The sequence below is a fragment of the Martinezella dioscoreae genome (assembly GCF_009176305.1).
GTDB lineage: Bacteria > Pseudomonadota > Alphaproteobacteria > Rhizobiales > Rhizobiaceae > Rhizobium > Rhizobium dioscoreae.
Genome location: NZ_BLAJ01000003.1, coordinates 687,121 through 712,255, shown reverse-complemented (window position 1 = coordinate 712,255; position 25,135 = coordinate 687,121). Strand labels below are relative to the sequence as shown.

Annotated in this window: 25 protein-coding genes; 24 read left to right on the top strand and 1 reads right to left on the bottom strand. The window is 59.3% G+C overall.

The window, feature by feature from the left end; genetic code table 11:
• Positions 1-2 precede the first annotated feature (2 nt).
• The 20 genes from motC (at position 3) to folD (ending at position 18,425) form a co-directional block, all read left to right on the top strand.
• The gene (gene motC / locus GDN47_RS15305; protein ID WP_152093708.1) at positions 3-1,307 is read left to right on the top strand and encodes a chemotaxis protein MotC; all 1,305 of its coding nucleotides are present in this window, start codon (positions 3-5) and stop codon (positions 1,305-1,307) included.
• Position 1,308: 1 nt separating this feature from the next.
• Complete coding sequence (locus tag GDN47_RS15300; RefSeq protein ID WP_152093707.1) at positions 1,309-2,949, top strand: flagellar hook-length control protein FliK; 1,641 nt, start codon at positions 1,309-1,311, stop codon at positions 2,947-2,949.
• Positions 2,861-3,484: a lytic transglycosylase domain-containing protein gene (locus GDN47_RS15295; RefSeq protein ID WP_371865505.1), complete on the top strand. Its 624-nt coding sequence runs from the start codon at positions 2,861-2,863 to the stop codon at positions 3,482-3,484. The genes GDN47_RS15300 and GDN47_RS15295 overlap by 89 nt, the downstream gene beginning before the upstream one ends.
• A gap of 279 nt (positions 3,485-3,763) precedes the next feature.
• Positions 3,764-4,435, top strand: coding sequence for a transcriptional activator Rem (gene rem / locus GDN47_RS15290; RefSeq protein ID WP_069611329.1), 672 nt, complete (start codon positions 3,764-3,766; stop codon positions 4,433-4,435).
• 288 nt (positions 4,436-4,723) lie between these two features.
• Positions 4,724-4,987, top strand: coding sequence for a hypothetical protein (locus tag GDN47_RS15285; RefSeq protein WP_152093706.1), 264 nt, complete (start codon positions 4,724-4,726; stop codon positions 4,985-4,987).
• 24 nt (positions 4,988-5,011) lie between these two features.
• Positions 5,012-6,517, top strand: a complete 1,506-nt coding sequence (gene flgK / locus GDN47_RS15280) for a flagellar hook-associated protein FlgK (RefSeq protein ID WP_152093705.1) — start codon at positions 5,012-5,014, stop codon at positions 6,515-6,517.
• 3 nt (positions 6,518-6,520) lie between these two features.
• Positions 6,521-7,570 carry a flagellar hook-associated family protein gene (locus tag GDN47_RS15275; protein ID WP_113330065.1) on the top strand — a complete coding sequence of 350 codons (1,050 nt, stop codon included), beginning with the start codon at positions 6,521-6,523 and terminating at the stop codon, positions 7,568-7,570.
• A gap of 37 nt (positions 7,571-7,607) precedes the next feature.
• The gene (gene flaF / locus GDN47_RS15270) at positions 7,608-7,955 is read left to right on the top strand and encodes a flagellar biosynthesis regulator FlaF (protein WP_113330066.1); all 348 of its coding nucleotides are present in this window, start codon (positions 7,608-7,610) and stop codon (positions 7,953-7,955) included.
• The gene (flbT, locus tag GDN47_RS15265) at positions 7,952-8,404 is read left to right on the top strand and encodes a flagellar biosynthesis repressor FlbT (RefSeq protein ID WP_095433964.1); all 453 of its coding nucleotides are present in this window, start codon (positions 7,952-7,954) and stop codon (positions 8,402-8,404) included. The genes flaF and flbT overlap by 4 nt, the downstream gene beginning before the upstream one ends.
• On the top strand, positions 8,392-8,889 hold the full coding sequence (gene flgD, locus GDN47_RS15260) for a flagellar hook assembly protein FlgD (RefSeq protein WP_113355681.1): 498 nt from the start codon (positions 8,392-8,394) through the stop codon (positions 8,887-8,889). Before flbT ends, flgD begins: the two co-directional genes overlap by 13 nt.
• 29 nt (positions 8,890-8,918) lie before the next feature.
• Positions 8,919-9,185: a flagellar biosynthesis protein FliQ gene (gene fliQ, locus GDN47_RS15255; protein WP_075855152.1), complete on the top strand. Its 267-nt coding sequence runs from the start codon at positions 8,919-8,921 to the stop codon at positions 9,183-9,185.
• Between the two features lie 148 nt (positions 9,186-9,333).
• Positions 9,334-11,421: a flagellar biosynthesis protein FlhA gene (flhA, locus tag GDN47_RS15250; RefSeq protein ID WP_069611337.1), complete on the top strand. Its 2,088-nt coding sequence runs from the start codon at positions 9,334-9,336 to the stop codon at positions 11,419-11,421.
• Positions 11,418-12,170: a flagellar biosynthetic protein FliR gene (fliR, locus tag GDN47_RS15245; protein WP_069611338.1), complete on the top strand. Its 753-nt coding sequence runs from the start codon at positions 11,418-11,420 to the stop codon at positions 12,168-12,170. Before flhA ends, fliR begins: the two co-directional genes overlap by 4 nt.
• A gap of 71 nt (positions 12,171-12,241) precedes the next feature.
• A complete protein-coding gene (locus tag GDN47_RS15240) occupies positions 12,242-12,658 on the top strand; it encodes a hypothetical protein (RefSeq protein WP_095433966.1) in 417 nt (138 codons plus the stop codon).
• 134 nt (positions 12,659-12,792) lie between these two features.
• The gene (locus tag GDN47_RS15235) at positions 12,793-13,389 is read left to right on the top strand and encodes a rod-binding protein (protein WP_145322483.1); all 597 of its coding nucleotides are present in this window, start codon (positions 12,793-12,795) and stop codon (positions 13,387-13,389) included.
• A 14-nt stretch (positions 13,390-13,403) separates the two neighbouring features.
• Positions 13,404-13,772, top strand: coding sequence for a hypothetical protein (locus GDN47_RS15230; RefSeq protein WP_152093880.1), 369 nt, complete (start codon positions 13,404-13,406; stop codon positions 13,770-13,772).
• Positions 13,769-14,296 (top strand): hypothetical protein, encoded by a 528-nt coding sequence (locus GDN47_RS15225; protein WP_152093704.1) that lies wholly within the window; start codon positions 13,769-13,771, stop codon positions 14,294-14,296. Before GDN47_RS15230 ends, GDN47_RS15225 begins: the two co-directional genes overlap by 4 nt.
• Positions 14,297-14,549: 253 nt before the next feature.
• Positions 14,550-15,389, top strand: a complete 840-nt coding sequence (locus tag GDN47_RS15220) for a WecB/TagA/CpsF family glycosyltransferase (RefSeq protein WP_113355693.1) — start codon at positions 14,550-14,552, stop codon at positions 15,387-15,389.
• Between the two features lie 219 nt (positions 15,390-15,608).
• Positions 15,609-17,408, top strand: coding sequence for a GumC domain-containing protein (locus tag GDN47_RS15215; protein WP_233789938.1), 1,800 nt, complete (start codon positions 15,609-15,611; stop codon positions 17,406-17,408).
• A 117-nt stretch (positions 17,409-17,525) separates the two neighbouring features.
• Entirely contained in the window at positions 17,526-18,425 is a 900-nt protein-coding gene (gene folD, locus GDN47_RS15210) for a bifunctional methylenetetrahydrofolate dehydrogenase/methenyltetrahydrofolate cyclohydrolase FolD (RefSeq protein WP_152093702.1), read from the top strand.
• A gap of 7 nt (positions 18,426-18,432) precedes the next feature.
• Here folD and GDN47_RS15205 read toward each other — a convergent pair whose 3' ends face one another.
• A complete protein-coding gene (locus GDN47_RS15205; RefSeq protein ID WP_152093701.1) occupies positions 18,433-19,464 on the bottom strand; it encodes a substrate-binding domain-containing protein in 1,032 nt (343 codons plus the stop codon).
• Between the two features lie 310 nt (positions 19,465-19,774).
• Here GDN47_RS15205 and GDN47_RS15200 point away from each other — a divergent pair, with 310 nt between their 5' ends.
• From GDN47_RS15200 to bglA, 4 genes are all read left to right on the top strand, one after another.
• A complete protein-coding gene (locus tag GDN47_RS15200; protein ID WP_113353775.1) occupies positions 19,775-21,136 on the top strand; it encodes an ABC transporter substrate-binding protein in 1,362 nt (453 codons plus the stop codon).
• 124 nt (positions 21,137-21,260) lie between these two features.
• A complete protein-coding gene (locus GDN47_RS15195; protein WP_113353776.1) occupies positions 21,261-22,277 on the top strand; it encodes a carbohydrate ABC transporter permease in 1,017 nt (338 codons plus the stop codon).
• 1 nt (position 22,278) lies between these two features.
• The gene (locus tag GDN47_RS15190) at positions 22,279-23,433 is read left to right on the top strand and encodes a carbohydrate ABC transporter permease (RefSeq protein WP_113330076.1); all 1,155 of its coding nucleotides are present in this window, start codon (positions 22,279-22,281) and stop codon (positions 23,431-23,433) included.
• 36 nt (positions 23,434-23,469) lie between these two features.
• The gene (gene bglA, locus GDN47_RS15185; RefSeq protein WP_113353777.1) at positions 23,470-25,122 is read left to right on the top strand and encodes a beta-galactosidase BglA; all 1,653 of its coding nucleotides are present in this window, start codon (positions 23,470-23,472) and stop codon (positions 25,120-25,122) included.
• Positions 25,123-25,135: the final 13 nt, after the last annotated feature.

Genomic DNA, 25,135 nt, shown 5'->3' with positions numbered 1-25,135 from the left:
CCATGGCGCGCAAACAGCATCGTCATCACCTTGCGCTCACGCTTACCCTCGGCATGTTGATGCCGGGGGGCGCAAGCGCTGAGGGGCAGGACACCCTGCCGCTCTACAAGATGCTGCGCTCGCTCGAATTCGTCCAGGATTCCGTTGTTGCCGGCGATAGTTCCGCCGGAGAGATGCAGCGCTTTCTGCTCGCCACCATAGACGAGCGCTTGCGCAATGCGGACAAATCCGTATTCGAGGACAACCGTAACGTCGACGCGGCACTGATCTACGCCATGAGCGGCGGTAATCCCGAAACGCTCGAATATCTGATGTCGCGTGACGTCAATGGCAATTTCGACAATCGCGTTGCGGATGTTCTGAGGAAGTACCTGAACGGCAAGGGTCTGCTCGTCGTCAACACGCTTGTCGATATCTCCAAGGAATATCGCGACAAGCCGATCGGTCCCTACCTCTCGTTGGTTGCCGGCAATGTCATGTCGGGCAAGAACGCCAAGGCCGCCTTGCCGCTTTACGACTGGGCGCGGCTGATGGCGCCCGGCACGATCGTCGAGGAATCGGCGCTACGCCGCTCGCTGGCTCTCTGCGCCGATGCGGGCATGGTGCCGCAAGGGCTCGATTATGCGCAGCGTTATACGCGGCGCTTCCTGCATTCGCCCTACGCCAGCCAGTTTGCGGATCTTTTTGTGCAGCTGGTGGTGGATCACGATTCCGATGTCAAGCAACAGGACATCATCGACATCCTGTCCTTCATGGACCCGCCGAGACAGCGGGAGATCTATCTGCGCATGGCACGCCGTGCCGCAATCGCCGGAAAGGCCGATCTTGCCGCGCTCGCAGCCAACCGTGCCCAGGCGATCTCCAATGACGGCGGCGATGCCTTTGGCGCGCTGGCGAACTTCTATGGCGGCGTGGCGGGCATATCCACGCCCGAATGGAAGTCGGCGATCAACGATGTGAACCAGATGCCGGCGGGCGAACTGAATGCGCGCGACCGGGCTCTGCGCGACGCCGCAAAGGCTGTGGCGGCAGAGATACTGCGCACGCCCGACGCTGCAAGCCTCGGGCAAGGCAATGTTCCTAACCTGCCCAACCAACAGAAGACTGAACACGATGCTGCTGTGACGAATCAATCGGGAGGCCAATCTCCCGGCACGGCGGGTGTTGAGCAGGGAGCCCCGCCAAACGCGGCTCCCGCCCCGAAAGGAGGGCGGCAGGAGGCCGACTCTTCGTTCAACGCATTCGTCACGACGAGCCGCTCGAAGCTGGATGCCATCGACGGCCTGTTGAAGCAGGAAAGTCATTGATATGAACGACATCGGTGTGTCTGGCGCCTCATCGGGGGCGGATATTCTTGCTGTTGCCAAAGGCACTCGCTCAACAAAGCAGGATGACGGCAAGGGTTTTATCGATGCTCTGACCAGTTCGCTCGGCAATGGACGCAAATCTGCCGGTTCGAATACCGGAACCGATGTGGCGACGGACGCCAACACGACAACTGGTGACAATGCGGATGACGACACTGGCGCGGTGAAGACGGCAGCGAGCAATCTCGCCGCGATAACCCTTACCGTCGATGACAGCGCCAATGCCGGAGTTGGAATGATCGATACGTCCGGAGCCAATCTCGCCAATCCCGCCGGCCTTGCCAAGGGCACGAAAGCTTCGCAGCCCGCCGGTGTCGCCTCGCTCTCGAAATCGCTGATCGAGTTGCAGAAGGCAGCCTCCGCGGCTGCCGAAGGCGAGGCTGCCCCTGTTGATGGCGATCAGCCGGCCGCAGCCGCCGATCCCACCACGCCGACGAGTGACGCCGGCAAGGTGCAGGTGCCTCCGACGGCGCTCGATCAGCTGGCCGAGATCGCGCAGCAACTGGCCGATGTCGCGACGACTGACGGTCAGACGACGCCGATCAAGGGCGACGGTAAGATGCCCGCGGTGAAGGATGGAAAGGATGTCCAGTCCACGGATGACGGTAAGCCTGCATCGACGCAAGGCAGCCAGCCGGCCAATACGATTTCCGATGCATTGTCGCTGCTGAACGTTGCGCAGCCCATCGCGGTGACGCAGGTTAGCACGACCCAGGCCAGCACAACCCAGGTCAGCACGACGCTGGCGGGCAAGACAACAGACGATGCCAAGGTCCAGACATTGCCATCAGGCAAAGCTGCCCTCGCGGATGCCTCGGACACGGCCTTGACGCTGCCAGACGACGGCAAGGGAGCGGATGTTGCGCAAACATTCCGCCTGACGCGGGCGGATGGCCGTGGCAGCGCGCTCGACCTGTCGATCAGCAAGAGCGGCGATGACGTTGCCGATGTCAAAGTCGGTGCTGCTACAGGCGGCGATGCGGTGGCGGTCACCGTGCTGGATTCGCGCCGCTATCTCGGGCTTGCCGCCAATTCCAACTCGGCACTCGTTGCTGGAACCCTGGCGGGCGACCACGAATGGTCGGCGGCGATGCAGCCAGGCTCGGCGCTCTCCAACGCCGCGAACCTGACCAGCACCGGCAAGGTCGTCAATACGCTGAAGATCCAGCTGCGCCCCGACAATCTCGGCGACGTGACGGCAACCATGCGGCTCTCCGGAGACCAGCTGAGCGTCGATCTGAAGGTTCAGACGAGCGAAGCCTACAGGCAGCTTCACGCCGATCAAAGCCGCATGGTCGATGCATTGCGCGCACAAGGCTATCAGGTCGACAATATCACCGTCTCCATGGCGTCCAACGCCGACCAGCAGTCGGATAGCGGCCGCAATTCCGGATCGAACCAGCCACAGCAACAGTCCCTTTTGAACCAGGGACAGGGGGGCGACGCACGCCCGAGAGGCCAGAACTATTCAGGGCAGCAGGCAAATGGAAACGATGGCAATCGCAGTTTGGGTGAGCGCGGTGTTGAGGACGGCGCTGCTGGTGGCGTGCAGCGTTCTCGCTCTGGGGCGGTTTACCTCTGAGGCGCATGCGTCGGGCAATCCGGCACCGCCTGACAATGGTGCAGCCGGTCTTTGCGAACGCGAAATCCAGTCTGCCGCCGCGAAATACGGAATACCGGAAGGGATTCTTTATTCGGTGGGTCTAACGGAAACGGGTCGCAAGGGATCGCTCTATCCCTACGCTCTCAATGTCGAGGGGCGGCCGATCTTTCCACCATCCGAGGACGCCGCCCTGCAGATATTCGCTGCGGCACGGCAGAACGGGGCGAAGCTTATCGATGTCGGCTGCATGCAGATCAATCAGTATTTCCACGGCGAAAACTTTACATCCGTCAACGCCATGTTCGACCCGCGTAGCAATGTCGAGTATGCCGCAAAGTTTCTCCGCAATCTGCATGACAGGCATGAGACCTGGACGATGGCGGTAGCTAGATACCATGCTGGCCCGAACAATGACCCCGCCCAGAAGGTCTATGTCTGCCGGGTGATCGCCAATCTGGTCGCCACAGGCTACGGAAAATGGACGCCCAATGCGGCGATGTTCTGCCGGGAGTAAGCAATTACAGGTTGTATGTGCTCTCCGGTTAGCCGGCGCTAACCCAATCGAAGCGGTTGACTGCCGTCGATTTGCCTAAAATGCGCATGTTAATAATACGTCCGCTAACAACTTTTTTATCGGTGTAAAATGCCGACCACCTACTATATCTAGTGCAAATCGCCCCTACAAAGTTAATCAATTATTAATTTCTGCCACTCATTTCCGACAGTTGTTCGTGATTCGCCCGATTCGTACCCATAGATCATCGAAACACCACACTGATTCGGAGGCGGACGAATGATCGTAGTGGTTGATGAGCGAGAGCTCGTTAAGGACGGATATACATCACTGTTTGGACGCGAGGGCATCCCTTCGACGGGATTTGATCCGCGTGAATTCGGCGAATGGGTGACGACGGCAGCAGAGGGCGATATTGCTGCGGTGGAAGCCTTTCTGATCGGACAGGGTCAGCAGGTGCATGAGCTTCCAAGGGCGATTCGCGACCGGACGGCAGCACCTGTTATCGCGGTGAGCGACCAGCCCTCGCTGGAAGCCACGCTTGCACTTTTCGATTGTGGCGTCGACGATGTCGTGCGCAAGCCGGTGCATCCTCGCGAAATTCTTGCCAGGGCCGCGGCGATCCGCCGCCGCTTGAAGGCAATCAGCAACTATACCGATATCGGCCCCATTCGCGTCTTCGCAGATGGCCGCGATCCGGAAATCAACGGTTCCGTATTCGCCTTGCCGCGCCGCGAGCGCCGCATCCTCGAATATTTGATCGCCAATCGCGGTCGCCGTGTGACGAAGACCCAGATCTTCAACGCCATCTACGGCATCTTCGACGAGGAAGTCGAAGAGAACGTCGTCGAAAGCCATATTTCGAAGCTGCGCAAGAAGCTGCGCAAGAAGCTCGGCTTCGACCCGGTCGATTCGAAGCGCTTCCTCGGCTACTGCATCGACTGGAGCTGATGTTCCGGTCGTACATCCCCGTACTAAACTCATGAACAGGCCCGAGAATCAGCTGATTCTCGGGCCTGTTCCTTTTCGGCTGCCTGATCGGCACGGCGCCGGAAGGTACGTTATTCCTTACCATTTCGGTGCACAGCAGTCCGTAGCATGATCGCCCGATGGCGCTCTTGACGAAGCTTTTCGCGATGATCGGTTTTTCGTCCTCTCAGACAGCTTCACGCAAGGCCCGCCACCTACTCTCAGTCGTATGAAGGATAACGAGGATTCCAGATGAGGAATTTCGGCAGCATGAAGACTGCACTTGCGGAAGTGGATGCGCAGGCGCTTCGCCTCGGCGCCGCTTTTGGCGGCTGTGTCGGTGTGACGCCGGTTCGCCGTGCTATCTCTGCAGGCGACGGTGCTCTCGTCTTGCGCCATGTTTGCGGGAGGGGGGCTCCGGTTCGTTCCAGTGGTCGTCCATCTGCCAATGAAAATCTGGTCTATTTCGCCGGCCTTGCTCCGACAGGCTATTCCGACACTTCCTGCGCGCCTTCGGCCAATCTGCCGCGCTAAAACGAATAGGGTATCGAGTCAGTCATGTCGCTCACAACAGCTCTCAATAACGCGCAGGCAATATTCAACAATACCGGCACGCAGAGCAGCGTCGTATCGAACAATATCGCCAATGCCAACAACACGAATTATTCGCGTCGTCAGGCGGTGGTGACGACCAATATGGCTGGTGCTCAGGTGGTGCAGATTGCCCGCAGCAGCGAACCGGCATTACAGAAGGCCTATCTCAGCTCGGCCTCGTCGGATTCGGCACAGCAGCTGCTGCTGAATGCCTACAGCAACCTTCAGTCGGCCACGCTTGGCGGCAACGACAACGAGATCGCGCCGGCGACTTATCTGTCGGCATTTCAGGATGCAATGCAGAACTATGCGGGATCGCCATCCAATGCGACGGCGGCGCAATCTGCGATCAATGCGGCCCAGAGCCTGGCGACATCGCTCAACAATGCCACGGCGGCAGTGCAGAGCGCCCGTACCGACGCCGAAAAGCAGATCAGCTCCGACGTCGATACGCTGAACAGCCTGCTGAAGCAGTTCCAGACCGCCAACGACGCGGTGAAATCGGCAACGACCACGGCTGGCCCGACATCGAGCGCCCTTGCCGACGCGATGGACCAGCGCGATTCGATCCTGAACCAGATTTCGAAGATCGTCGGCGTGACAACCGTGACGCGCGGCAACAACGATATGGCGCTTTACACCACGAGCGGGACGACCCTGTTCGAGACCATTCCGCGCTCGGTGACGTTCCAGCCGACAAGTACCTACACGGCAGACGCTTCCGGGCCAGGCAACAGTGTCTATATCGACGGCGTTGCGCTGACCCCCGGCCAAGGCGCGAACACGACCGCGCAGGGTACCCTTCAGGCAGCGCTTCAGATCCGCGATGATGTTGCGCCGACCTACCAGAAACAGCTTGATGAAATGGCTCGAGGGCTGGTCACGATTTTCGCGGAAAAGTATAGCGACTCCAGCGAGCCGACCAAACCAGGCTTGTTCACCTGGAGCGATGGCAGCGTTCCAACGGGCTCTTCCGCGGTCGCGGGGATGGCAGGCTCGATAACTGTTAATCCGAAATTAATCACATCCCAAGGCGGCGACCCGACATTGTTGCGTGATGGTGGTATCAATAATTTCAAAGACAGCAGCGGTGTCGTGCATAACGGCTATACCGTAAATACCAGCGGCGACAGTGGATATTCCACCCAGCTTGATGGATTTATCACTGCCATGAATACGAAGATGGCGTTCGATCCTGCCGCTGGCTCCGACACCAATGCCACGCTCATGGATTATTCGGCGAGCTCCATCGGTTGGCTCGAGGGCCAGCGCAGCACGGCAACGACGGCGGGGGAAAATACCTCTGCTGCTCTCTCGCGCTCCTCGAGCGCCTATTCGAACGCGACGGGCGTCAATCTCGATGAAGAACTGACGCTGATGATGGATATCGAACAGTCCTACAAGGCTGGAACGAAGATATTGAACGCAGTCAATGAAATGCTTCAATCTGTACTGGATATTGCGAGCTAAGCCATGAAACTTTCTTTCATTTCGAGCACGGCCATTCAGAACGCCATGCGTCAGACGATTCGTCAGGCGCAGAATGAGATGACGAGTGCTTCGACGGAGGCGACCACGGGCGTCTATGCCGACATCGGCGTGGCGCTTGGCAGCAGCACGTCGCTCAATGTGAATCTGACGCGGGAAGTGTCGCGCATCGATTCCATTCTCAGCAGCAATTCCATTGCGAACCAGCGTATGACGACGTCGCAAACCGCCTTGACCGGCATGGGCACGCAGGCACAGAACCTGATGGACCAGCTTGTGGCGCTGAGCGGCAACACCGATGGCAGCAGCGTTGCCCTGGCGCAGCAGACGGCGAGCTCGACCCTGTCGAGCGTCATTGCATCGGCCAATACGATGGTGAATGGCGAGTATCTCTTTGCCGGAACCAATACCGACGTCCAGCCGATGACGGATAATTCCTCGGCAACGAACTCGGATATTCAGGCGCAGCTTGCGACTTACATGGCAAATCAGTCACCGCGGGTAACTGCAGATACCATATCAGCCGACCAGATAACGGATTTCATCACCAATACCGTCGCGCCGATGTTCACATCAGACAGCAGCTGGTCGAGCTGGTCGAGTGCGTCCGATCAGAATATGACGAGCCGCATCAATAATTCGGAAGTCATCGAAACCTCGACGAACTCGAATTCGTCCGGCATGCGGTATCTGGCACTCGCGACCAGCGTGACCAATGCGCTGATGGGTACGCCGCCAGGCCTCAATCAAAGTGCGGTGAATGCCGTCACACAGCAGGCCATCAGCTATACGCGCCAGTCGATCGACGGGTTGAACAGCCAGGCAAGTCAGCTCGGTCTCTCGCAGTCGCGACTGTCGGACGCGAATACGACGCTGAATGCCCAGAAGACTATTCTCAACACCAGTATCGGTGACTTGACCGGAGTCGATCCTTATGAGGCATCGACCAAGGTCAACAGTCTCGAGACCCAGCTCGAAACGGCTTACACGATTGTTTCAAAGATCCAGCAGTTAAGCCTTGTAAATTACCTTTGATGATCAAAGGGAAGTAATGACCAGGAAGGATGCATGAATGTATCAGTTCTCATATGCGGAAGTCATGCAGGATGCAGTGGCCGACGCCAAGGAACGAGAACGACAAGTTCTGGACCGGTCGATAGCTCTTCTCTCTGCGGCCCGTGATGCGGGGAAATACGGCCGTGAAGCGATCGAGGCTCTCTTCTATACGCGACGCCTATGGGTAAGCTTTGTCGAGGACCTCAAAAGCCCGGAGAACCAGCTCAACGTCGAGCTGCGCGCCAATCTGATTTCGATCGCCATCTGGATATTAAAGGAATGCGAACGGATCAGGCGGCGCCAGTCGGAAAACTATCAAGGCATCATCGATGTCACCACCATCATCAGGGATGGACTTAAATGAAAAGTACGCTTCGCATATCGCTTAAAGCCGGGGAAAAGATCTTTATCAACGGGGCCGTCCTGCGCGTCGATCGCAAGGTTGCTCTGGAATTCCTGAATGATGTGACATTCCTGCTCGAGAACCACGTGCTCCAGCCGGAGGACGCAACGACGCCCTTGCGTCAGCTCTATTTCATCGCGCAGATGATTCTCATCAATCCGGAAGGCAAGGAACAGTCGACGGCGATGTTCCGCAAGTCGATCGTCATGCTGCTGTCGTGCTTCCACAATGAGGAAGTGCTGGCCGAGCTGAAGCGCATCGACGGCCTCGTTGCCACCGGCCGCGCCTTCGATGCGCTGAAGGCGATCCGCGGTCTCTACCCGGTCGAAGACAATATTCTGAATAATCAGGAAATGCCGGCGGCGACGATCGAGCACATCCGTCGGGAGATTGCTCCATGGCAACGGTAGACGCCGTCAACAGCAGCACGAGCAGCAGCTCCTCGAAGACTGCTGCTGCCGCATCGGCGAGCGCCAACCTGAATTATAACGACTTCCTGCAGCTTCTCATCGCGCAGATGCAGAACCAGGATCCGACCGACCCGATGGATGCCAGCCAGCAGATTTCTCAGCTGGCGAGCTTCTCTCAGGTCGAACAACAGATCCAGACGAACTCGCATCTGGAAACGGTGTTGCAGAACCAATGGATCTCGCAGGCGTCGGACTATATCGGCAAGCAGATCATGAGCGCCGATGGTAAGACGACGGGCACGATCAAGGAAGTGACCGTCTACACGGACGGCATCATCGCCCAGACCGATGCCGGCGACAAGATCCTGATCCAGGCCGGCGTTACGATCGCTCCGGCAGGCACGACCATTGATCCGCCGGCCACGTCGAGCGATAGTAGCACCAGCAGCGATTCGTCGAGCACGGATTCGACCAGCAGCTCATGAGGAGCCGCTGAACCGGGAGTGGACATGCCATGAATGAAGCCGATGCCTTGGATATTTTCCAGGCTGCGATCTGGACGGTACTTGTGGCTTCCGGTCCGGCTGTCGTCGCCGCCATGGTCGTCGGTCTGGTGATCGCCCTGATCCAGGCGCTGACCCAGGTGCAGGAAGCGACCTTGACGTTCGTGCCGAAGATCGTCGCCGTCATGGTCACGATCGGCATCTCGGCACCGTTCGTCGGCGCGCAGATTTCGATCTTCACCAATCTCGTCTTCTCCCGCATCCAATCGGGTTTCTAAGATAAGTCTGAAGGCCATTTCGGCCTCCGGATCGCGCGCATCAATGGCAACGGCCATGCTCGCGCAAGCTTCGACCTTTAGAGGTCGGTTCCAATAGGGCAGGCGGGTCAGCCGTTTGCCACCTCTCATGAAGAGACGGAACCGGTCGATGGCACAACCACCCGCAATAGCACTTCCCAAAGCCAATCCCAGCATACGCGATATCGGGTTTGCCCTCGGTATCATGGTCATCCTGTGCGTGCTGTTCCTGCCGATCCCGCCGTTTCTGATCGACCTTGGACTGGCTTTCTCGATCGCGTTCTCCGTGCTGATCCTCATGGTGGCGCTCTGGATCAAGAAGCCGCTGGAATTCTCGTCTTTCCCGACGATCCTGCTGATCGCGACGATGACGCGTCTGGCGCTGAACATCGCCACGACCCGCGTCATCCTTTCGCACGGCTATGAAGGGCACGATGCCGCCGGCGGCGTCATCGCCGGCTTTTCCAGCCTGGTCATGTCCGGCGATTTCGTCATCGGTCTGATCGTCTTCCTGATCCTCATCACCATCAACTTCATCGTCATCACCAAGGGTGCGACCCGTATCGCCGAAGTGGGCGCCCGCTTCACTCTCGATGCCATCCCCGGCAAGCAGATGGCGATCGACGCCGATCTTTCCGCCGGCCTCATCGATGAGAAGGAAGCGCAGCGCCGCCGCCGCGAACTGGAAGAGGAAAGCTCCTTCTTCGGCGCGATGGACGGTGCCTCCAAATTCGTACGCGGTGACGCGGTTGCCGGCCTTCTGATTACCTGCATCAACGTCTTCGGCGGCATCATTATCGGCTATTTCCGTCATGGCATGCCGATCGGACAGGCGGCCGACGTTTTCGTGAAGCTCTCCGTCGGCGACGGTCTGGTTTCGCAGATGCCGGCGCTCATCGTCTCTCTCGCGGCCGGCCTTCTCGTTTCGCGCGGCGGCACCTCCGGCTCTACCGACCAGGCCGTCGTCAATCAGCTGAGCGGCTATCCGCGCGCGCTCGCCGTCTCGGCGGTTCTCATGGGCATCCTGGCCATCATGCCTGGCATGCCCTTCCTTCCCTTCGTTTTCCTTGGCGGCCTGATGGCCGCCGGCGCCTGGTTTATTCCGCGCCAGATCGAAGCCGAGAACAAGCTTCGCCGCGATGCTGAAGAGCAGAAGGTGATGCAGACGAAGGAAATGGAAAAGGATTCGGTCAAGTCGGTTCTGAAGACTGCCGAAATCGAACTGGCGCTCGGCAAGATCGTCTCCACCCGCCTGCTCGGCGCTCACCAGGAGCTCGCCTTCCGCGTCGGCAAGATGCGTAAGAAGTTCGCGACGCAATACGGCTTCGTCGTGCCGGAGATCAAGGTGATCGACGACATGGCGATTGCCGACAAGTCGTATCAGATTCGCATCCACGGCACGACGATCGCCTCCAACATGCTGCGTGTCGGCGAAGTGCTTGTCGTCACCGGTTCTGGCCGCAAGCCGACCGTTCCGGGCGACGAGATTCGCGAACCCGCTTTCGGCATGCCCGCCGTCTCCGTTCTCGAAGCCTTTACCGAGGATCTGAAGCGCGAGGGTTTCCAGCCGATCGACAACGTCTCCGTCGTGCTCACCCATATGAGCGAAGTCATCCGCAACAACCTGCCGGCATTGCTGTCCTACAAGGACGTCAAGATCCTGATCGAACGTCTCGATCCGGAATACAAGAAGCTCGCCGACGAAATCTGCTCGTCGCACATGTCCTATTCCGGCCTGCAGGCCGTGCTGAAGCTGTTGCTTGCCGAACGCGTCTCGATCCGCAACCTGCATCTCATTCTCGAAGCGGTCGCCGAACTCGCGCCGCATGTGCGCAAGACCGAGCAGATCGTCGAGCACGTGCGCGTACGCATGGCGCAGCAACTCTGCGGCGATCTGGCCGATAACGGCGTGCTGCGCGTCCTCAGACTCGGCAGCAAATGGGATCTGATTTTCCACCAGGCGCTGAAGCGCGACCAGAAGGGCGAAATCGTCGAATTCGACATCGACCCGCGCAGCCTGGAAGAGTTCAGCGAGCAGGCCGGAAAAGTTATCCGTGAATACATGGACCGGGGCATGCCCTTCGTTCTTGTCACGTCGCCGGAAACGCGCTCCTATGTACGCATGATCATCGAACGCCTGTTCGCGACGCTTCCGGTTCTGTCGCATGTGGAATTGGCCAAGGGGATCGAGATCAAGATTCTAGGTTCGATTTCATGATTTCAGACCCGCAGGGGACCATTCTGGCGCTGTTCGTCGCCTTCTGCCGCATCGGCGGCTGCATGATGGTCCTCCCGGGATTTTCCTCCGGTCGCGTTCCCCCGCAGATCAGGCTGCTTCTTTCCGCAGCACTGACGATGGCGATCCTGCCGCTGCTCTGGAACACGATCTATCCGCAGGTGTCGAAGGGCGATGCGAACTATATCGGCCTCATCTTTACCGAAACCGTCATTGGATTGATGTATGGAATGATGGCCAGGATCTATACGCTGGGCCTGCAATTCACCGGCACGGTCATATCGATGATGATCGGATTCAACGCGCCCGGCGGCGCCGACATCATCGAGGAATCGAACGAAACATCGCTCACCAGCCTCGTCAGCTTTTGCGGGCTGATGATTCTCTTCATTATGGATTTTCACCATTATGTTTTGCAGGCGCTGGTCGATTCCTATTCGGTCATCCCCTTCGGTGGCCACATTGAGCCGCGCGCCGCGCTGATCTCGATTACGGATACGCTGGAGACGACCTTCTTCATCATGCTGCGGCTGGCAAGCCCCTTCGTGCTCTACGGCCTGATGTTCCAGATTTCGATCGGCTTCATCAACAAGCTGGCACCGCAGATACCGATCTATTTCATTTCCACGCCGTATCTGCTGATGGGAGGGCTGTTCATGCTCTATCTCAGCATCGCGGCCCTGGTCAGTCAGTTTTCCAGTGCGTTCCTCACCGTCTTTAACGGGCATTAGCCCGTAGGCGGACAGATGAAGAAGCCCGATTCGGGCAGGGCCGGCAAAAGCAGCCGGCGGGTAGGTAGACGATGGCGGAGAAAAGCCGCTCCGAAAAACTGAAGCGCCTGGTCGCAGTGCAGCGCCATCTGGAACGGATGGCGGAAAACGAGCTTGCCGATACGACCCGGCAGCGCGCCGAAGTGACGGAAGCGATGGAGCGGGTCATGGTTGCCATCGGTTCGGTCGATCCGGTGCACATGGCGTTCTCGATCCATTACGCCGAGCGTTACGGCCGCCTGATGATCCGGGATCAGCAGCTGGAAAGCATCCAGACGCTCATTCAGATGAAGGTCCAGCAGGAGCGCACCAAGGCCGACAGGCTGGAAGAGCACATGAAGGATGCGCGCGAGCTCGAATTGCGAGAATCGGACGACAATGCCGTCTACGATATCATCGATCAGCGTTTCGCCGGCGCAACGCCAGCCTCCAGCAAGGTTCAAAAATAATAATCGTCGCGATCATGGAGCGGGATTCGCAGCGTTGGGTTGCCGACCTGCTCTAACAGTTTGATTCGACATGTCCTGAGATAGGCGCTGAGCTGCGCATTTTCCGGATATGCGAGAGCAGAAGGAGACGTGACGTGGCTATTTCGCCTCCGAGTGATTTGGTCCTCGATGTCGTCAAGGCGGCAAATCCCGCCGATGTCGAGGCCGCGCAGGCCAAGCTTGCTGCCAATCGGGCCGCTTTCGCCGCCACCAGCCTGGCCGAAAACGGCAATGGCTTCGGCGCGACGGTGGATGCGATGAACAGCGCCGCCACCCAGGCGGGCCTCGCCAACGCCAATACGCATGTGGCTGGGACCAAGGTCCCGCAGGCCTATCGCAAGTTCGAGTCCATGGTGCTGCAGAACTTCGTGAAGAACATGCTGCCGAGCAGCGAGACGCTCTACGGCAAGGGTTCCGCCGGCGAAATCTGGAAGGGCATGATGGCCGAGCAGTTGGGCGACACGATCTCCAAGAATGGCGGCGTGGGCATCGCTGAGAAAATGTACAAGGAGCAGGTCGACAAGATGCGCAATACCGGCGCCATCCACTCCGCGACCGATGAGAATGACAAGAAGATGGCGCTTAGTGCGATTACCGATTTTCAGCGCAAGACGCTGGCCGCCGCCGATGCCGATAATGACGGCAACAACAGCATCACCAACCAGAATTCGTTGACGTCCCAGAAAGCATGAGCGAGGTAACAAACATGGAAATGATGTCGCAGGACTATCGGATCAAGTCTGTCCTTGGCCGCCTGGAGATGATCATCGACAATGAGAACAACCGGATCGGCACAGACCCGGAATTCGATCTCAAGGTATCGAACGCTCACAAGAGCCGCTGCCTTTACGAATTGTCGATGCTGTTTCGCGATACCGATCCGGCCGATCTTGCCGCCGCCCATATCGAGCAGCTGCATGATCTGAAGAAGAAGCTGGTTCTGAACGCCCGCCGCGTCGAGGCTCATCTCGAGGCCGTGCGCGCCGTCGCCGAGATTTTGAAGAATGCCGTGCAGAATGTCGATGCGGACGGCACCTACTCGCAGGAGCAATTCCGCGTCCGTGAGGCCGGATGATCAAGCTCGTTATCATCGGCCTGTGGGTCTGCGTCGTAACATTGGCCTCGGTCTATTTTTCGGTGCAGGTGGCGACGGCGCCCGCGATCAGTCCTGATGACGCCAAGAAGGCGCAGCAGGAGCTCGTCAAGGGCGAGTCGATCAACGTCCCCGTTATCTCCAACGGCCAGGTGACCGGCTATTTCCTGACGCGCATTTCCTTCATGATGGAGAAGGGCAAGGCGAATGCGTTTCAGATACCTCTGCCGGAGTTGACGACCGATGAGCTCTTTTCGCTGTTGATCGGCAACAAGACGATCGATATTTCGCATGCACAGAATTTCGACGTTGCCGCCTTCCGCGCCGATCTGAAGAAGCGGATGAACGAGCGGCTCGGCGGTGATTACGTCGCCGACGTGCTGATCGAACAGCTTGACTATCTCTCCAAGGAAGAAACCCACGGTGGGGAAAGCGTGGGCAAGAGAACGGTCAAGCCTGTCAAGATCGTGCAGGATGCGGCCAAGGACAAGGTGCCGGTCGAGTGATATTTCCCGGCCGCAAGATGTCGATTCACGCAAGAATGTAAGCAATGTCTTACATTCTGCAGATATGCTTAACAGATCCCTGCTGATTTCCGGCAAATCCAACCTTCCTTCCTAACGGAAAGTTGGATTTGTCTTGCTATAAACTCCTCCAAGCCATGCCTCCCAGTCGCCGCACCGATGAACGGTGAGGGGCATGGGCTTTATGCGTACCGGCATCATGCGCATTAACGATGCCGGGCAGGAGGGTGTTGGATTGAACCAGGTAGCCGATTTTGCCGTCGTCGCGTCGCGCCGCATGATCTTCGATCTGCCGGTATGCGATCTGGGCTGGGATGACGCGCTGACGTTCGTCAACGAGCTTGCATCCCTGCCGGTCGGGCAGACCTCGATCTCCTTCGTCAATGCTCATAACATGCTGGTCATGCTGCGCGATGACAGCTACCGCAATGTCCTTGAGCATAATCTGGTTCTTCCCGATGGCGTTGGCCTCGACATCGCATCGCGCGTCGCTCATGGCGAACCTTTCCCGGCCAATCTGAACGGCACGGATTTCGTGCCCGCGCTGCTGACATTCATGGAGCGGCCGAGGCGGATCGGTCTCTTGGGCGGCAAGCGCTCCGTCGTCGAGAAGGCAGCGGAGAAATTTCGCCAGCACGCCCCGTGGCACCAGTTCATCGTCGTATCGGACGGTTTCTTCGATCCGGCGCGGAGCAATGCAGTGACCGCGGAAATCAGCCGCCAGAAGATCGACGTGCTGATCGTCGGAATGGGCACGCCGCTGCAGGAAAAATGGGTTGCCGAACATGTCGGGCCGCAGCATGCACGCCTCGTCCTGACCGTCGGCGCCTTGTTCGATTTCATTTCCGAGACGGTGCCGCGGGCGCCGAGGCTCGTGCGTGCGATGCGCAGCGAGTGGCTGTTTCGTCTGGTGTTGGAGCCGAATAGGCTCTGGCGGCGTTACATGCTGGGCATACCGTTATTCTTCTATCAGGTTGTCAGGCATCAGTTTGGTCGCAAGGAGCGCGTCCTTCGCGCAGAGCCGCATCCTTTGCCGCAGCGGCGTATTGCCCCGCCGAATAAATTAGCAAGCTAGTATTTGCGGGCTTGGCGTTAACTCTTTCTTTGGCATGAAATTTTAGAGTGGGTTAACCATTTGCATTGGTCTCGGACCATGTGCGCGAGATAACCCTCCATGTTTGAAAGCAAAGCCAGGACCGGATTCCACCCCGACGATGCGGAAACCCAAAAGGTTTCGCGGCGATCCGTCCGGCATATCTCCCCTTACGATGAAGATGATGGCTTGGGTAGCGCGGTGAACTTACGCGCTGCCAACTCCGACGACCCGCGCGATGCGGAACTGCGCGCCATCCTGCGCAGACGGTTGAATGGCGATCCCTATCCGGTGTCCGGTCGAGGACGATCGCCGGAGATCGGAACGGCGGCTGAGCAGACGGAAGATGTCTCGCACGTCTACCGCCCGGAACGCCGCGAAATATCCGAGCAGGCATCGGAGCCTACGCCCGATTTGCTGGAATTCGTGCCCGATCTGCTTGAAGGCATAGGGGAGCTTCCGCGGCAGGTCGCCCCCGCTCCGGTTGTCGTTGAACAAGTATCTCGGGCCGGACGCTGGTCCCTCAGCTTTGGCGCTGTCTGTTTCATTGCCGCGGCCGCGCTGATGGGGGCGGCTATTCCCACCCTGCTTGCCCCGCCGCCGCTCTATGTGTCGCAGGCTGTTTTGCATGCGGAGGGCGAAGGTCGCGGGCGTCAGGCCCTGCTGGATGTCGCGGCGACGCGTCTCGTCGCGCCAGCCGTATTGTCCGACATTGTCGCCAGGATGAAGCTTGACCGCGATCCGGAATTTACCGGCAGTCGCGCAGGCGCTCTCGGGGTTGCCGTCGAGCTGCTTTCCGGCAGCGGCAACGCATCCGACGCGCCGTCACGCGCGCAGGCAACGCTGCGCAAAGACATTGCCGTCGATATCGATAATCAGACGGGTCTGCTGCGCCTGAGCGTTACGTCGGGCGATCCTGCCAGATCGGCCGATATTGCCAACCGGCTTGTTATCGCTTCCCTTTATGATCCCGCTGTTGCAAAGGCGGCCGGTACGTCGCTTGGGGTCGAAACGGCGGCTGATCGCAGCCGAAAGGAGCTCGATCGCGCCGCCGCCGCCCTTGCCGAATTCAAGGCGCGCTATGGCGAAGACAGGATTGCTGCGGCGGAAGCGCTCCGGCAGCAGCGTCAGCAGCTGGATGCGCAGATAAAGGCAGCCGATCTGGCGGTACGCACGGCCAAGGCCCGTCTCGCGGCCGTCAAATCGGCCACGCTGGCATCGGTGCTGACCGGTGCATTGTCAGGCGATCTTTCGTCGCCGGGACTTGATGATCTGCGCAGCCGTTACAACGCCGCCAAATCACAGCTGACCCAGCTCTCGGTGCAGCTCGGCCCGCGCCATCCTCGCCTGCTTGCACAGCAGGCCACCGTCGATGATCTTGCGGCCAATATGCGCAGCCAGCTACAACGTCTGGCCGTCAGCAGCGAAGCGGACGTGAAAGCGGCTCTTGAGAAACAGGCTTCTCTCTCTTCGCAAATGACTGCCGTCAGTCAGGCGGGGAGCGATGTCGATCTCGGCCGTCTCGCACAGCTCCAGAATGCCGTCGCGACAGCGCAGAGCCACTATGAGGCGGACCAGCAGAATGCCGCCATGACGGTGTCGGAAGCCAAGCCACCGCTGACGGTATTGTCCCAGGCGGTCGCTTCCGCCGCGCCGCTGGATGATCATCTTGCGAGCAATCAGGCTGCCGGCTTCCTCGCGGGGTTTGGCCTGGCACTTTGCGCCATATTCCTGCGCAAGTGGCTGGCCAGCGCGGAACTGGCAGAAGACCAAGCGGACGAGGAGAGCATCATGCCGATGGCTCACGCTTTGCATCATGACGATGATATGGAGCTCCCATCATTGCCGGCGATCGCGCCGGAGCCATCGGCTGCTTTTGTTTCCGATGGTGCAGATCAGCTCGATATGGCGGACGAGTGGGTCCGCATCCAGCAGGAACTTGCGTCCCTCCGTGCCAAAGTCGAAACCTACGCGGTGCGCCGGCATCAGGATCGCGGCTGAGCGCTGCATCGTTTTCCCTTGCAATTACCGCTTTCAGACACCATAGGGCGTTGGCAGGCAACTCCCTCGGGCGGATGGCCTGTAGATTGCCAGCGAATTCATGATCGGGAGACGAGCGTGACGACAGTGATCGACGGGAAACAAGCAGCAGCTTCGGTGATCGAGGCCGTGAAGGCTGCGGCGGCGGAACTTGAGGCGGAGGCCGGTGTGAAGACCGGGCTTGCGGTCGTCATCGTCGGCGACGATCCGGCCAGCCACGCCTATGTGAACTCCAAGAGCAAGATGGCCAAGGAGTGCGGCTTCAAGTCCATCCAGCACACGCTGCCGGCGGAGACGACGCAGGAAGAACTAGCGAAGCTCGTGGCCTCGCTGAACGACGATGCCTCCATCCACGGCATTCTCGTACAGCTGCCGCTGCCGAAGCATCTGAATTCGGATGACATCATTCAGTCGATCAAGCCGGAGAAGGATGTCGATGGCTTGCATGTGGTCAATGCCGGCAAGCTTGCGACCGGCGATCTCGAAACCGGGCTGATCTCCTGTACGCCGGCCGGCGCCATGCTTTTGGTACGCTCCATCCATGGCGAGGACCTGTCGGGTCTGAATGCGGTGGTCATTGGCCGCTCCAACCTGTTCGGTAAGCCGATGGCGCAATTGCTGCTGTCTGCCAATGCGACTGTCACGACGGCGCATTCGCGCACGAAGGATCTCTCCTCCGTCGCAAAGGGTGCCGATATTCTGGTGGCAGCCGTCGGCCGTCCCGAGATGGTCAAGGCCGATTGGGTGAAGCCCGGTGCCACCGTCATCGATGTCGGCATCAACCGGATCGATGCACCCGAGCGCGGCGAAGGCAAGAGCCGGCTGGTCGGCGATGTCGCCTATGGTGAAGCCTCGAATGTCGCCGCCGCGATCACGCCGGTTCCCGGCGGTGTCGGACCGATGACCATCGCCATGCTGATGGCCAATACCGTCATCGCTGCCCATCGCGCCGCGGGTAAGAAGCCGCCGAAATTCTAAACAGATATCAGTCGGCCGGCGCAACGCCGGTCGATGCGCGTACGATCAGTTCCGCCTTCCACAATTCCTGCGCAGGAAATGTTTCGGTATGCTTGATTTCCCCGATCAGCCGCTCGGCGATGCGCACACCGGCGGCTCGCAGGGACGAGCGCGTGGTCGTCAGCGGCACGGTGAAGTTTTCCGGCTTGAGCAAGGTCAGCACGTCGTCGTGGGCAATCATCGAGATGTCCTCGCCAAGCCTGAGCTTTGCCTGATTAATGGCGCGAACGGCGCCGAGCGCCAGCACCGTACTCGAGCAAAGCACGGCCGTCGGGCGCTTGTCTTTTTCCATCTGCAGAATGCGTTCCATGGCGAGCAGGCCCTGTTCGTCCGTCATCGGCGTATGGCTGGTGCAGGCCTCCTCAAGCGCCAGGCCACGTTCGGCGAGGGCCGCATCCACGCCGTTCTTCCGGCGAATGGCGAAATCGAGGTAGATCGGGCCGTTCAGAAGAGCAAAGCGCCGATGGCCGAGCTGCAGCAGCAGCTTCGTGGCATCGTAGAAAGCGGCTTCGTTGTCGAGATCCAGGAAGGGATAGTCCGGCTCGGAGCCGATCGATCGTCCATGCACGAGGAAGGGCATGGAGAGCGACTTCAGCATTTCCAGGCGGGGGTCGTGGCCGCGCATATAGTTGACGAACAGCGCGTCGACATTGCCGCTGGCGGCCAGCCGCCGCAAGGCGCCGACCTCATCATTCGGATCCGCCGGAGTCAATACGAAATGGAAGTCGTGCCGCAAGGCTTCTTCGCCAAGGCCGGTCAGAAACTCCGAGAAGTGCACATCCGAGGAATTTCCGGGTGAGGTCGGCATGACGAGCCCGATTGAGCCGGCTTTGCCGGTCGCTAGTCTCTGGGCCGCCTTGTTCGGTCGGTAGCCGGTTTCCCGAACCGCTTTGAGAACGCGCTCGCGAGTCTCGCGATTGACCTCCGGATATCCGTTCAATGCCCGGCTGACTGTCGTCTGCGACAGCCCGAGCATGTGCGATAGCTGTTTCAGATTCACGGTATTTCGGCTCCTCCAACTGCATGCCGCCACGATGCCGAGACAACCTCCCGAAAAGTCTCAGGCTTTCAAAGCGCTTTCAATTATGTAGCAGCAGAAGCGTGGGAAACAAGATAATTAGTGAAAAATCGACATGCATTCTATGCTGCAACGCGAGAATTGCTGTGTATACTGGCTGAAATCTGAAAATCGCTTGACTTTATCCCGCTCTCAATGGATGACAGGAGTAGCCAAAGCGCTTTGAGGAATGGGGCGCGCAGCACAAAACTGTGCCGGGCTCATGGGTTTCGTTATTAGGGAGGACAACCGCATGAAGAAAATGTTTCTGATGACCGTCGCTGCCGCCGCTCTGGTGGCCGGTACGGCGATGGCTGCCGATCTGAAGTTCCAGCCGGGCCAGGACTCCAAGTTCAACTGGAAGAGCTATGACGACTTCAAGGCGGCGCATGCCGACCTGAAGGGCGAGACGCTGACCATCTTCGGCCCCTGGCGCGGCGAGGACGAGGCTCTCTTCACCAGCGTCCTGAACTACTTCACCGAAGCGACCGGCGTAAACGCCAAATATTCGTCCTCGGAAAACTACGAGCAGCAGATCGTCATCGACACGCAGGCGGGGTCGCCGCCGAATGTCGCCATTCTCCCGCAACCGGGCCTGCTCGCCAACCTTGCCAGCAAGGGCTATCTAACGCCGCTCGGTGATGATCTCTCGTCCTGGGTCAAGACCAATTACGGCGCCGGCGACAGCTGGGTCGGCTACGGCACCTACAAGGGCAAGGACGGCAAGGACGCCTTCTATGCCTTCCCCTACAAGGCCGACCTGAAGTCGCTGGTCTGGTATGTGCCTGAGAATTTCGAGGAAGCCGGCTACAAGGTTCCGACGACCATGGAGGACCTGATCAAGCTTTCGGATCAGATCGTCAAGGATGGCGGTACCCCCTGGTGCATCGGCCTCGGTTCTGGCGGTGCGACCGGCTGGCCGGCAACCGACTGGGTGGAAGATCTGATGCTGCGTCTGAATACGCCGCAGGATTATGATCACTGGGTCGATAACTCGCTGAAGTTCAATGATCCGAAGGTCGTTGCGGCGATCGATGAATTCGGCAAGTTTGCAAAGAATCCGAAATATGTTGCCGGCGGTGTTGCGGCCGTTGCCTCGACCGACTTCCGTGACAGCCCGAAGGGCCTCTTCACGGTCCCACCGAAGTGCTACCTTCACAAGCAGGCATCCTTCATCCCGTCCTTCTTCCCGGAAGGCACCAAGCTCGGCCAGGATGCGGACTTCTTCTACTTCCCGCCCAGCGCCGCGCATCCTGAACTCGGTAAGCCGGTTCTCGGTGCCGGCACGCTGGCAGCCATCACCAAGGATTCGAAGGCCGCTCGCGCCTTTATCCAGTTCCTGCAGACGCCGATCGCCCAGGAAGTCTGGATGGCCCAGTCCGGCTTCCTGACGCCCTACAAGTCCGTCAACACGGCTGCCTACGCCAACGACACGCTGCGTAAGGAAGGCGAAATTCTGACCACGGCGACCACCTTCCGCTTCGACGGTTCCGACCTGATGCCGGGTAAGATCGGCGCAGGCTCGTTCTGGACGGGCATGGTGGATTTCGTCGGCGGCAAGTCCGCTCAGGATGTAGCCGACGGTATCCAGAAGTCCTGGGACGCCATCAAGTAAGACATCATAGCCCTGCCGTCGCCGGCATTTCGCCGGCGGCGCCATACTGCATATAACGACGCGCCCTTCAGCGCGGCCGATGCCCGACTGATGGACAAAAGCAAAGAATTCGGGGAGGGAAGGGATGTTTTCGCAGATCGTATCGGCGATTGGCGCCATGATATTCGGCGTTGCCATTTGCGCCGCTTATTTTTGGTTCTCCAACAAGTTTCTGGACGTGATTTTCCCGGCGCGGGAGGGTGACGACGTCCATCAGGCGGCTGTCAATCTTCGCCGCCGTGGCCTCATCCGCCCCTGGCTGTTTTTGGGGCCGGCACTGCTCCTACTCATCGTCTATCTCGTCTATCCGGTCGTCGCGACCTTCATCCTGTCCTTCTACGGGCCGGACGGCAGCAAATTCGTCGGCGGCGCCAACTATCTCTGGGCGCTCAACGACACCGAATTCCGCCAGTCGATCTTCAACAACATTCTCTGGTTGGCCGTGGTTCCGGCCGCCTGCACCTTCTTCGGCCTCGTCATCGCCGTCATGACCGACCGCATCTGGTGGGGCAACATCGCCAAGGCCGTCATCTTCATGCCGATGGCGATTTCCTTCGTCGGCGCCTCGGTCATCTGGAAATTCATCTATGAATATCGTGGCGGCACCGACGCGCAGATCGGCCTACTGAATGCCATCGTCCAGTTGTTCGGCGGCACGCCGGAGGTCTGGATCACCATTCCGTTCTGGAACAACTTCTTCCTGATGGTCATGCTGATCTGGATCCAGACCGGTTTTGCCATGGTCATCCTTTCGGCGGCCCTGCGCGGCATTCCGGAGGAGACGATCGAAGCGGCCGTCATCGATGGCGCCAATGGCTGGCAGATCTTCTGGAAGATCATGGTGCCACAGGTCTGGGGCACGATTGCCACGGTTTGGACCACGATCACCATCCTTGTCCTCAAGGTGTTCGACATCGTGCTCACCATGACCAACGGTCAATGGAACACGATGGTGCTCGCCAACCTGATGTTCAACTGGATGTTCCGCGGCGGCGGCGACAGTGGTCGAAGCGCCGTCATCGCGTTGGTCATCATGATCGCGGTCACGCCGATCATGATCTGGAACATTCGCCGTGCAAACGCAGAAACGAAGGGGCGCTGACATGATTGGAAATCTCGGTCGCATCGGCCCCGCCCGCATCTTCGTTCACGCCGCGGTATTGCTCATCGTCCTTATCTGGCTGTTGCCGACGCTCGGCATCTTCGTCACGGCACTGCGCGACAAGGATCAGATCGTCGCTTCCGGCTGGTGGACGGCCTTTGCCGGCTCGTCGCGCACCACGGCAGCCCGCCTCGACGGTCCGGATAAGGCAAAGCCGGACGGCGCAAATTTCGTGATATCAGGCACGCTCGCCGTCGAAGGCGGCGGCAAGATCCAGTCTTTCGGCCTGCGCGTACAGGAGCCGGCAGCCTACAAGGCTGGCGCTCCCGCCGCGCTGGAAAATGGTGAGACGCTGACGATCAACTCCGACGGAAGCTATCGCTATCAGAAGAATGGCCCGTTCGAAGCTGATGCGCGGGCGAAGCGCGTCTATTTGACGGTCGCCACGCCGCCGCAATTCACGCTCGACAACTATCGCAACGTGCTGGGCGGCGAGGGTATCGGCCAGTCCTTCATCAACTCGCTGACGGTAACGATTCCCGCGACGGTCATTCCGATCCTGATCGCTGCCTTTGCGGCCTATGCGCTTGCCTGGATGGAGTTTCCAGGTCGCGCGATTCTGATTGCGCTCGTCGTCGGCCTGATCGTCGTGCCGCTGCAGATGTCGCTGATTCCGCTCCTGCGCATCTATAACGAGATCGGCCAGATGTTCGGCGTGCCGTCGAAGACCTATCCAGGCATCTGGCTGGCGCACACGGCCTTCGGTCTGCCGCTCGCCATCTATCTCCTGCGCAATTACATTGCCGGCCTGCCGAAGGAAATCATCGAATCCGCCCGCGTCGATGGCGCCAGCGATTTCGACATTTTTGTCAAGATTATCTTGCCGCTGTCATTCCCGGCACTGGCCTCCTTCGCGATCTTCCAGTTTCTCTGGGTGTGGAACGACCTTCTGATCGCGATGGTCTTCCTCGGCACCGACAAGGATCACCTCGTGCTCACGGCCGCCCTCAACGCGCTGCTCGGCTCGCGCGGCGGCAACTGGGAAATCCTGACGGCCTCGGCCTTCGTCACCATCCTTATCCCACTCCTCGTCTTCTTTGGTCTGCAGCGCTATCTCGTGCGCGGTCTGCTTGCCGGGTCGGTGAAGGGGGGCTGATTCAAAAACACGTACTTACTACAGGACCCATTCAGCATGAGCATTGCTCTTCAATCGGCTTCGGAAGTTGACAAGGACTGGTGGCGCGGCGCCGTGATCTATCAGATCTATCCGCGTTCCTATCAGGACTCCAACGGCGACGGCATCGGCGATCTCAAGGGCATCGCCGTCCGCCTGCCGCATGTCGCATCGCTTGGCGTCGATGCGATCTGGATTTCGCCGTTCTTCACGTCGCCGATGCGCGATTTCGGCTATGACGTCTCCAATTACGAGGACGTCGATCCGATCTTCGGTTCGCTCGCCGATTTCGATGCGATGGTGACGGAAGCTCATCGTCTCGGCATCAAGGTGATGATCGATCTGGTGCTGTCGCACAGCTCGGATCGCCATCCCTGGTTCGTCGAGAGCCGTTCGAGCAAGAATAACCCCAAGGCCGACTGGTACGTCTGGGCCGATGCCAAGCCGGACGGCACGCCGCCCAACAACTGGCTGTCGATCTTCGGCGGCTCGGCCTGGGCGTGGGATCCGACCCGCATGCAATATTACCTGCACAACTTCCTGACCTCGCAGCCGGATATGAACCTGCATAATCCCGAGGTGCAGGATCGCTTGCTTGACGTCGTACGTTTCTGGCTCGATCGCGGCGTCGATGGCTTCCGCCTTGACACCATCAATTTTTACTTCCACGACAAGGAATTGCGCGACAACCCGGCGCTGGAGCCCTCGCGCCGCAACGCCTCCACCGCGCCGGCGGTCAATCCCTATAACTTCCAGGAGCATCTCTACGACAAGAATCGTCCCGAGAACCTGGAATTCCTGAAGCGCTTCCGTGCCGTCCTCGACGAATATCCGGCGATTGCCGCCGTCGGCGAAGTGGGCGACAGCCAGCGTGGCCTCGAAATCGTCGGCGAATACACCTCCGGCGGCGACAAGATGCATATGTGCTACGCCTTCGAATTCCTGGCGCCGGATGCACTGTCGCCGGATCGCGTCGAAGAGGTGATGAACGACTTCGACACGGCTGCTCCAGAAGGCTGGGCGTGCTGGGCCTTCTCCAACCACGACGTCGTGCGCCATGTCAGCCGCTGGGGCAATCTGGTGGCGGACCGCGATGCTTTCGCCAAGCTCTATGCGGCGCTGCTGCTGACCCTGCGCGGCTCCGTCTGCCTCTATCAGGGTGAGGAACTGGCGCTGACGGAAGCCGATCTCGCCTATCAGGACCTGCAGGACCCCTATGGCATCCAGTTCTGGCCGGAATTCAAGGGGCGAGATGGTTGCCGTACGCCGATGGTCTGGGACAGCCAGGTGGCGCAGGGAGGCTTTTCCACCGTCAAACCTTGGCTGCCGGTGCCGGTCGAGCATATTCTGCGCGCCGTCAGCGTCCAGCAGGGCGATGAAAATTCGGTGCTGGAGCAGTACCGTCGCTTCCTCGCCTTCCGGAAGCAGCATCCGGCCTTCGCCAAGGGCGAGATTGCCTTTTCGGAGCCGCAGGGCGACGTGCTGATCTACACCCGCACTTATGCCGGTGAGACCATTCTCTGCGTCTTCAACATGAGCCCTGTCGAAACGCTGGCAGCCCTGCCTGATGGCAATTGGCAGGCGTTGACGGGACACGGATTTACCAGCAACAACTACGGCAACAAGATCGATATTCCGGCCTGGGGCGCCTACTTCGCGCGTCTTGCCTGACCTTTGGGAGGAG